The sequence below is a fragment of the Streptomyces sp. rh34 genome (assembly GCF_002551245.1).
Lineage (GTDB): Bacteria > Actinomycetota > Actinomycetes > Streptomycetales > Streptomycetaceae > Streptomyces.
In genome coordinates, this window is record NZ_NTGZ01000315.1 from 1 (window position 1) to 7,832 (window position 7,832).

At 72.1% G+C, this 7,832-nt stretch carries 6 protein-coding genes and 1 pseudogene; 2 read left to right on the top strand and 5 right to left on the bottom strand.

What is annotated here, in order from left to right:
- Positions 1 to 25: 25 nt before the first annotated feature.
- Positions 26 to 337, bottom strand: a pseudogene (locus tag CR470_RS33640) (DUF3017 domain-containing protein); the annotation flags it as partial.
- Positions 338 to 360: 23 nt separating this feature from the next.
- Positions 361 to 1,242 (bottom strand): bifunctional methylenetetrahydrofolate dehydrogenase/methenyltetrahydrofolate cyclohydrolase, encoded by an 882-nt coding sequence (locus tag CR470_RS33645; protein ID WP_097871238.1) that lies wholly within the window; start codon positions 1,240 to 1,242, stop codon positions 361 to 363.
- Between the two features lie 221 nt (positions 1,243 to 1,463).
- Between CR470_RS33645 and CR470_RS33650 the strand changes: the two genes are divergently transcribed.
- The gene (locus CR470_RS33650) at positions 1,464 to 2,102 is read left to right on the top strand and encodes an RDD family protein (RefSeq protein ID WP_097871239.1); all 639 of its coding nucleotides are present in this window, start codon (positions 1,464 to 1,466) and stop codon (positions 2,100 to 2,102) included.
- A gap of 81 nt (positions 2,103 to 2,183) precedes the next feature.
- Here CR470_RS33650 and CR470_RS33655 read toward each other — a convergent pair whose 3' ends face one another.
- From CR470_RS33655 to purN, 3 genes are all read right to left on the bottom strand, one after another.
- Positions 2,184 to 3,725 (bottom strand): DUF2079 domain-containing protein, encoded by a 1,542-nt coding sequence (locus tag CR470_RS33655; RefSeq protein WP_097871240.1) that lies wholly within the window; start codon positions 3,723 to 3,725, stop codon positions 2,184 to 2,186.
- A 305-nt stretch (positions 3,726 to 4,030) separates the two neighbouring features.
- On the bottom strand, positions 4,031 to 5,584 hold the full coding sequence (purH, locus tag CR470_RS33660) for a bifunctional phosphoribosylaminoimidazolecarboxamide formyltransferase/IMP cyclohydrolase (RefSeq protein ID WP_097871241.1): 1,554 nt from the start codon (positions 5,582 to 5,584) through the stop codon (positions 4,031 to 4,033).
- Entirely contained in the window at positions 5,571 to 6,227 is a 657-nt protein-coding gene (purN, locus tag CR470_RS33665; RefSeq protein WP_097871242.1) for a phosphoribosylglycinamide formyltransferase, read from the bottom strand. The genes purH and purN overlap by 14 nt, the downstream gene beginning before the upstream one ends.
- 261 nt (positions 6,228 to 6,488) lie before the next feature.
- Here purN and CR470_RS33670 point away from each other — a divergent pair, with 261 nt between their 5' ends.
- Positions 6,489 to 7,457: a hypothetical protein gene (locus tag CR470_RS33670; RefSeq protein WP_179892458.1), complete on the top strand. Its 969-nt coding sequence runs from the start codon at positions 6,489 to 6,491 to the stop codon at positions 7,455 to 7,457.
- The last annotated feature ends 375 nt before the right edge of the window (positions 7,458 to 7,832 follow it).

Sequence of the window (7,832 nt, forward strand, 5' to 3'; positions counted from 1 at the left end):
CGCGCCATCAGAGATGTGTATAAGAGACAGGCCACTGCCGGGCCGGGGCGGGCGCGTCGCCGGACGCCGCCCTGCCGCCGCCCTCGGGCCGGGCGGTGTCCCGGGTGAACCGCGGGAACCGCCGCGACCGACGGGGCCGCCCGCCGGCCTCGTCCGTGTCCGTGGACGTGGACACGGACGTGGACGTGGCGGTTCCCGTGTCCGAGGCCGGGTCCGGTCCGGCGGCCCCGGTGGATTCGGTGGATTCGGCGGCCCCGTCCTGCTCGTCCGGTTCGCGCGGCTCGTCCGCCGCCCGGCCTGCGGGGGCGGGGTCGGCCGGACTCGTACCAGCACCCATGAGGTTCCCTCCGGATCCGGCCGTCAGCTCGTCGCGGCGGCGTCGGCGGCCTCGGCAGCGGCCAGCTCGGCGGCCTCGACCACGTTGACCAGCAGCTGCGCACGGGTCATCGGGCCGACGCCCCCGGGGTTCGGGGCGACCCAGGCGGCCACCTCGCGGACCCCCGGGTGCACGTCGCCGACGATCTTGCCGTCCGCGTCCCGGCTGACGCCGACGTCGAGCACCGCCGCGCCCGGCTTCACGTCCTCCGGCTTGATCAGGTGCTGCACACCGGCGGCGGCGACGATGATGTCGGCCTGCCGCAGGTGGGAGGAGAGGTCCCGGGTGCCGGTGTGGCACTGGGTCACCGTGGCGTTCTCCGACTTGCGGGTCAGCAGGAGCGGGATCGACCGGCCGATGGTGACACCGCGTCCGACGACCACGACATGCGCCCCGTTGATCTCCACGCCGTGCGCGCGCAGCAGCTGGACGACGCCCTGCGGGGTGCAGGGCAACGGGCCGGCCTCGTTGAGGACGAGGCGGCCGAGGCTCATCGGGTGCAGCCCGTCGGCGTCCTTCGCCGGGTCCATCAGCTCCAGGACCCGGTTGGTGTCGATGCCCTTGGGCAGCGGCAGCTGGACGATGTAACCGGTGCACTCGGGGTTGGCGTTGAGCTCCCGGACGACGTCCTCGATCTCCTCCTGCGTGGCGGTGTCGGGAAGTTCGCGCTGGATGGAGCCGATGCCGACCTGGGCGCAGTCACGGTGCTTGCCGTTGACGTACCACCGGCTGCCCGGGTCGTCCCCGACGAGCAGGGTTCCGAGGCCGGGAGTGATCCCCTGGGCCTTGAGGGCCGCCACACGGACGGTCAGATCGGTTTTGATCGCGGCAGCGGTGGCCTTGCCATCGAGAATCTGGGCAGTCATGGCCCCATCCTCGCGGATGACCCCGCCCGCATACCAATTGCCGGTACCGCCCCCGTACCGGACATTGCACTTGCACAACGTCGGGAGCCCCGGACTGGACAAACAAGGGTCTCGCTCATAACGATGAGGGCCGCGGTTGTACGGGGGGGCGGGCCGCTGATCGATGTCCTTCCTCCGTGTGGCCATCTCGTCCCCACACGTCTGTTGAAGGAACACCCCTTATGAGCTTCGGCGACCCGAACAACCCGTACGGGCAGCAGCCCGGCCAGCCGCCCCAGGGCCCGCCGCAGGGACAGCCGGGTTACGGCTACCCGCAGCAGGCTCCGCAGGGTGTCCCGCCGCAGGGCTACGGCTACCCGCAGCAGCAGCCGGGGTACCCCCAGCAGCCCGGCTACCCGCAGCAGCCCGGCCAGCCCTACGGCGGCGGCTACCCGCAGCAGCCCGGCCAGGGCGGCATGCCGGAGCTGGCCCACTGGGGTCTGCGCTTCGGCGGGCTGATCGTCGACGGGCTCGTCATGATGGTCCCGTACATCCTGGTCATCATCGGCGGTGGGGTCGGCGACTCGTTCGGCGCGATCCTCGGTGTCATCGGCTTCATCGGTCTCCTCGCCGTGGCCATCTGGCAGCTGTACCAGGAGGGCACCACCGGCCAGACGATCGGCAAGAAGGCCGTGGGCATCCGCCTGCTGCGCGAGGCCGACGGCCGTCCGCTGGGCTTCGGCATGGCCTTCGTGCGCCGCCTGGCCCACTTCCTGGACAGCATCGCCTGCTACATCGGCTGGCTGTGGCCGCTGTGGGACGCGAAGAAGCAGACGTTCGCGGACAAGGTCTGCTCGTCGGTGGTCGTCAAGTCCCACTGACCCGCCGCAGCACCTCGCGCGTACGAAGGCCGCACCCGTCCACCGGGTGCGGCCTTCGCGCGTACGGGCCCGGGGCCGCGGTCAGTCGCCCCGGACGCCCGGGATCTCCGCCGGCTCCGGTGTCGTGCGCTCCATCACCACGAAGCTGCCGCCCCGGTGCTTGAGCCGGTAGCGCGCCTCGGGGTGCAGCTGCTCGGCGTACGCCACCGGGTCCTGGATCGGGCGGGACCAGCCGAAGTCCAGGTTGATGGCGACGATGTCGGGTGCGGTGCCCGGGGCTCCTCCGACCCAGTAGACGGTGCGGTCGGAGGTGAGGTGCGCCATCAGCGTGATGTCCGTCTCGACCCGCGCCCCGGCCGGGATGGCGTCGAGCGCCGCCCGGGCCTGCTGGCTGCGGGCGTCGTCGGTGCGGTAGGTCTCCGGGCGCAGCAGGTCGCGCAGGGGCAGGTGCTGGGTCATCGCGACGGCGATCGCGGCGGCGACGGGCACGGCGACCTTCGCGTACGAGGCGAGCCAGGGCCGGTCCGAGCCGCGGCTGCGGCGGACACCGTCGGCCAGCGCGAGGAAGAGGACCGGCATGAGGATCGCGCTGTAGTGCCAGACCATGCCCCAGTGGTTGCTGTCCTGCGAGAGCAGCCGCCAGCCGAGCGTGGGGACGATCAGCAGCGTCAGCGGTGAACGCAGCGCCATGAACGCGGTGATGCCGAGCAGGAAGACCAGCATCTCGATCTTGACGGAGGAGTTGAGGACGCCGAGGACGGAGTCCAGCATCGAGACGTCCTGCTCGCCGTTCTTGTCGATCTTCTGCCAGTAGTCGTAGGTGCCCGCGCTGCTGGCCGCCGGGATGAGGACCAGGAGCGTGACGACGAAGGCGGCGACCCCGAAGGCGGCGAGCAGCGCGCCCTGGAGACGGCGGCCGTACACGAAGAGCAGGAAGCCGACGACGGCCACGGTGGCGCCCAGGTCCTCCTTGACCAGGACCAGGGGGAGCGACCACAGCAGGGCGGCCGTCCAGCGCCGCAGGAGCAGGGCCCGGCAGACGAGGGCCAGCAGCGGTACGGCGAACGCGATCTCGTGGAAGTCGGCCTTGACCGCTTCCTGGATCCCCCAGGAGAGTCCGTACGCGACGGTGACGCAGAGCCCGGAGCGACCGCCGAGAAGCTGCTGGGTGGTGCGGCCGACGACGACCGCTCCCAGCGCGAACAGCGCGGCCTGGGCGAACAGCAGGGACGCGGCCGACGGCCACAGCCAGTACAGCGGGGCCAGCAGCGCCACGATCGGCGAGAAGTGGTCGCCGAGAATCAGATATCCGGGGCCCTTGATGTCGACGACCGGGGCGTCGAACGCGGCGTACGCCCGGACCTCCTGCTCGAAGATGCCCAGGTCCCAGGAGGGCGATCCGAAGCGGCTGTACTGGAAGTACGAGTAGAGGAAGTAGAGCGCGCACAGGATCGCGCCGGCGATGAGGTACGGGCGCAGGGGCACGCGTTCGGAGGAGGTCTCGCCCGTACGTGGGAAGCCGTCCGCCGGGCGGGCGTCCGGGGCGGCGTCGGGCCCCGGGTCCTGGGCGGGCAGGCGTCCCGGTCCCGACCGGTCCGTTCCACTCTTGTTCAGCTCAAGCACGGTGACTGCCCCCGCTAGGGATTTCACGGCCGCTCATCGGATCCGTCACGTTCATCGGTTACGTCATGGGATGCGGCCGTTCATTAGAACAGAGCCGCGAGCCGATCCCGTACGACGGACACGGCCGAGGCCGCACCCCGTGTCGGAGTGCGGCCTCGGGTCGGGCGGGGTCGGGTCGGTGGGAGCCGGTGGAAGAGGCACCGGTCGGCGATCCCGGCCACCCGGTCACTGGTCCCGGTCAGTGGCCCCGGGTCAGTGGCCCCGGCCAGTGGTCCCGGCCAGTAGCCCCGGGTCAGCGGTCCCGGTCAGTGGAAGAAGTGGCGCGTGCCCGTGAAGTACATGGTCACGCCGGCCTTCTTCGCGGCCTCGACCACCTGCTCGTCGCGGACGGACCCGCCGGGCTGAACGACGGCCTTGACGCCGGCGGCCGTGAGGATCTCCAGGCCGTCGGGGAACGGGAAGAAGGCGTCGGAGGCGGCGTACGAACCGGCCGCCCGCTCCTCGCCGGCCCGCGCCACGGCGAGCTTCGCGGAGTCGACGCGGTTGACCTGGCCCATGCCCACGCCGACCGAGGCGCCGTCCTTGGCGAGGAGAATCGCGTTGGACTTGACGGCCCGGGACGCCTTCCAGGCGAAGGCCAGCTCCTTCAGCTCGGCCTCGGAGAGCGCCTCGCCGGCGGCCAGGGTCCAGTGGGCCGGGTCGTCACCGTCGGCCTGGAGGCGGTCGGCGACCTGGAGCAGCGCGCCGCCGTCGATGGCCTTGACCTCGAACGCGGCGGCGGGTGCCTCGGGGGCGAGCAGCACGCGGATGTTCTTCTTGCGGGACAGCACCTCGACGGCGCCGTCCTCGTAGGCCGGGGCGACGATGACCTCGGTGAAGATCTCCGCGACCTGCTCGGCCAGCTCGACGGTGACCGGCCGGTTGACGGCGATGACGCCGCCGAACGCGGAGAGCGGGTCGCAGGCGTGCGCGTTGCGGTGCGCGGTCGCGACGTCGTCGGCGATGGCGATGCCGCACGGGTTGGCGTGCTTGATGATCGCGACGCAGGGCTCGGCGTGGTCGTAGGCGGCGCGGCGGGCGGCGTCGGTGTCCGTGTAGTTGTTGTAGGACATCTCCTTGCCGTGCAGCTGCTCGGCCTCGGCGAGACCGCCGTCGCCGGAGGTGTAGAGCGCGGCCGGCTGGTGCGGGTTCTCGCCGTAGCGCAGGACGTTCTTGCGCGTGAAGGTGTCGCCGAGGAACTCGGGGAGGCCCGAGTCGCCGGCCGCCGCGTAGTCGTCGGCGAACCAGGAAGCGACGGCCACGTCGTAGGCGGCGGTGTGCTGGAAGGCCTCCGCGGCGAGCCGCTTGCGGGCGGTGAGGTCGAAGCCGCCGGCCTTGACGGCGGCGAGGACGTCGGCGTACCGCTCGGGGCTGGTGACGACGGCGACGGACGGGTGGTTCTTGGCGGCGGCGCGGACCATCGAGGGGCCGCCGATGTCGATCTGCTCGACGCACGCGTCGTCGGAGGCGCCCGAGGCGACCGTCTCCTTGAACGGGTAGAGGTTCACCACGACCAGGTCGAAGGGCTCGACGCCGAGCTCGGCGAGCTGCTCACGGTGGGCGTCGAGACGGAGGTCGGCGAGGATGCCGGCGTGGACGCGGGGGTGCAGCGTCTTGACCCGGCCGTCCAGGCACTCGGGGAAGCCGGTGAGCTCCTCGACCTTGGTGACCGGCACTCCGGCGGCGGCGATCCTCCCGGCGGTGGAGCCGGTGGAGACGAGTTCGACGCCCGCCTCGTGCAGACCGCGGGCGAGGTCTTCGAGCCCCGTCTTGTCGTAGACACTGACCAGAGCGCGGCGGATGGGCTTATTCACCGACATGACCGAGATGAACCTTTCGTCCCTCAATGCGATGGCCGTCACGGGCGATCCGCCCCACGGCCTCGACGAGCAGCGAGCGCTCGACTTCCTTGATCCGTTCATGGAGGGCGGCTTCGCCCTCCGGGGTGTCCTCCTCGGTCACCTCGACCACGCCCTGCGCGATGATCGGACCGGTGTCGACGCCGTCGTCGACGAAGTGGACGGTGCAGCCGGTGACCTTCACGCCGTACGCGAGCGCGTCACGCACTCCGTGGGCACCGGGAAAGCTGGGCAGCAGGGCGGGGTGGGTGTTGACGGTCCGGCCGCCGAACGCGGCGAGGAACGCCGGGCCGACGATCTTCATGAAACCGGCGGAGACGACGAGGTCCGGGCGGTGCGCGGCGACCTGCGCGGTGAGCGCCTCGTCCCACTCGGCGCGGGTCGCGTGGTCCTTGAGCCTGCACACGAACGTGGGGATTCCGGCCCGCTCCGCGCGCTCCACGCCGCCTGTGCCGTCGCGGTCCGCTCCGACGGCGACGATCCGCGCCCCGTACGCCGCCGGGTCGTCGCCGATGGCGTCGAGCAGCGCCTGGAGATTCGTACCGGATCCGGAGACCAGGACGACCAGCCGGGCAGGAGAGGCGGAGGGGGGCGGGGAGGCCACGTCGGGGCCCTTTCTCACGTGATGACCGCATGATGGCGCAGGTACGGCATGCTCTTTGTAGGGTCGTACGAAAGTATCGCTTCGCCCGATACGGGGAACCCTACGAACGGGCCGACCGTCAGCAACGATACCGGCACACCCGACGGCCCCCACGGGACGGGGGCGTGACCGGGAGGTAGCGTCAGGGGACAGCGAGCCGTCCACCGGGCGGACGAACCGTCCTACGGGCGGACATGACGAGATGGGGAAGACGTTCACCACATGCCGGACCGACGCCGTCGCACCGCCTTCCGCCTCCCCCTGCCCGAGCCGTCCGCTCCGCTGATGCGGGAACGCCGGCCCTCTTCGCCGGACTCCTCCCCTCCGGGGTCCTCCTCACCGGATTCCTCCTCGGGATCCGCACCGGCCTCCGGCTCCGCCGGGAAGCCTCAGGAGGACAACCCGTTCGCGGCACCGCCCGCGGACCGTCCTGACCAGCCGTGGCAGCCGCGCCGCCCCGCCGGGACCGACGGGGCGGAGGGGTCGGACGGGAACGGCGGGTCCGATGGGAACGGCGGGTCCGACGGGAACGGCTCCACCGGGGACCGCCCGGCGTGGGGCAGCCAGTGGAGCAGCAAGCAGCCCGGCCGGGGCAGCGGCGGCTTCGGCGGCGGCCCCGGCGGGAACGGCTCCGGCGGCCCGGGAGGCAAGGGCGGATCCGAGCGCGGTGGACCGGGCGGACTCCGCTGGGACCCCACCGACCCCGCACAGCGCCGCGCCCGCTACGCCGTGCTCGGCGGTATGTGGGCCTTCTTCTTCGCCCTCTTCGAATTCTCGGAGCTCGCCCTGCTGCTGGGCGCGCTCTCGACGTACTGGGCGATCAGCGCGCTCCGCACCCCGCCGAGGAGCGCCTCCGCGACGGACCGTACGGCGGCGGGCGGCACCGGGACCGCCACGGGGACCGGGACGGGCACGGGAGCCACGGCGGGCGATGTCTCCGGAGCCTCGCCCACCGCGCCCACGCCGGCCGCGTCACAGAACGTCAGCAGCAGGCAGCAGACCACGGCGGCCGTGAGCGGCCTGGTGACCGGCCTGCTGGCGCTGCTCATCGTGGCGACCACGTTCACCGTGCAACTCGTCTACCGCGACTACTACACCTGCGTGGACGACGCCCTGACCAGGACCGGCGCGCTGGCCTGCAACGACCAGCTGCCGAAGCCGCTGGAGCCGTTCTTCGGCGTCAAGGAGTAGGCCACCGGCGATCCGGCTCCGGCTCAGGCTTCGGCGCGGGGCGGCCCGCGGCGACATCGGTGGGACCAGCGGGACCCTCGGGATCAGTTGGGTCAGCTGGGTCAGTTGGATCAGCGGGATCAGCGGGATCAGCGGGATCAGCGGGATCAGCGGGGAAGTCGGCCATCAGTCCGCCGGAATCCCGCTTCAGGGAGGCCCAACGGGCCTCCCTGAAGTCTTTCCCGTGCCACGGGTCGGTCGGCAGGAAGTCGTACGGCTCGAACCCCGCGTCGCCCCGCCCCGCCCCCGGGCCGGCCGCGCCGACCGGAGCACCGGGGGCCGGAACGAGGGCCGCCCCGGGGGCCGGAACGGAGGAAGCGGCGGGTGCCGCGGAAC

Bases quoted from the DNA above. Each gene is read 5' to 3' on its own strand.
- CR470_RS33650 (WP_097871239.1), top strand. From the start codon at position 1,464: ATGAGCTTCGGCGACCCGAACAACCCGTACGGGCAGCAGCCCGGCCAG.
- CR470_RS33670 (WP_179892458.1), top strand. From the start codon at position 6,489: ATGCCGGACCGACGCCGTCGCACCGCCTTCCGCCTCCCCCTGCCCGAG.
- CR470_RS33645 (WP_097871238.1), bottom strand. From the start codon at position 1,242: ATGACTGCCCAGATTCTCGATGGCAAGGCCACCGCTGCCGCGATCAAA.
- purH (WP_097871241.1), bottom strand. From the start codon at position 5,584: ATGTCGGTGAATAAGCCCATCCGCCGCGCTCTGGTCAGTGTCTACGAC.